Genomic DNA, 514 nt, shown 5'->3' with positions numbered 1-514 from the left:
TTGCGCTTTCGCGCAGAACTCACAAATTTTACCTTAGCCTGATCCACCAGCAGTGAAACTGGTGTTCAGTCTATATCTATCACATATCCGAATTTTTAAAGAACGATCTGACAAAAGTCAGAAATCAACATTCGATGCGAATGCTCATTTCTGAATTTGATCAAGCAAGTAAGGTGTAAGTGGTGGAGCCAAGCGGGATCGAACCGCTGACCTCCTGCGTGCAAGGCAGGCGCTCTCCCAGCTGAGCTATGGCCCCGTGTACGGCTTAACTCTGTAATGGTAGGTCTGGGCAGATTTGAACTGCCGACCTCACCCTTATCAGGGGTGCGCTCTAACCAACTGAGCTACAGACCTATAACAGGGTCACTTTGCAACATCGTCTTTTACAATGAATCAAGCAATTCGTGTGGGAGCTCATCAGCAGGCTGATGTCGTCGATTAAGGAGGTGATCCAGCCGCAGGTTCCCCTACGGCTACCTTGTTACGACTTCACCCCAGTCATGAATCACACCGT

The 514-nt window shown here is 48.8% G+C and carries 2 tRNA genes and 1 rRNA gene; all 3 read right to left on the bottom strand.

Annotated elements, in window-relative coordinates:
• Positions 1 to 180: 180 nt before the first annotated feature.
• Positions 181 to 256, bottom strand: a tRNA-Ala gene (locus CQW31_RS30845).
• A gap of 21 nt (positions 257 to 277) precedes the next feature.
• A tRNA-Ile gene (locus CQW31_RS30840) sits at positions 278 to 354 on the bottom strand.
• Positions 355 to 439: 85 nt separating this feature from the next.
• Positions 440 to 514: ribosomal RNA gene (locus tag CQW31_RS30835) — 16S ribosomal RNA — on the bottom strand; the annotation flags it as partial.

The organism is Pseudomonas sp. 382 (assembly GCF_002759075.1).
Lineage (GTDB): Bacteria > Pseudomonadota > Gammaproteobacteria > Pseudomonadales > Pseudomonadaceae > Aquipseudomonas > Aquipseudomonas vlassakiae.
Note: the sequence above shows the minus strand (reverse complement) of the source record. Positions and strands in the feature narration are given on the sequence as shown.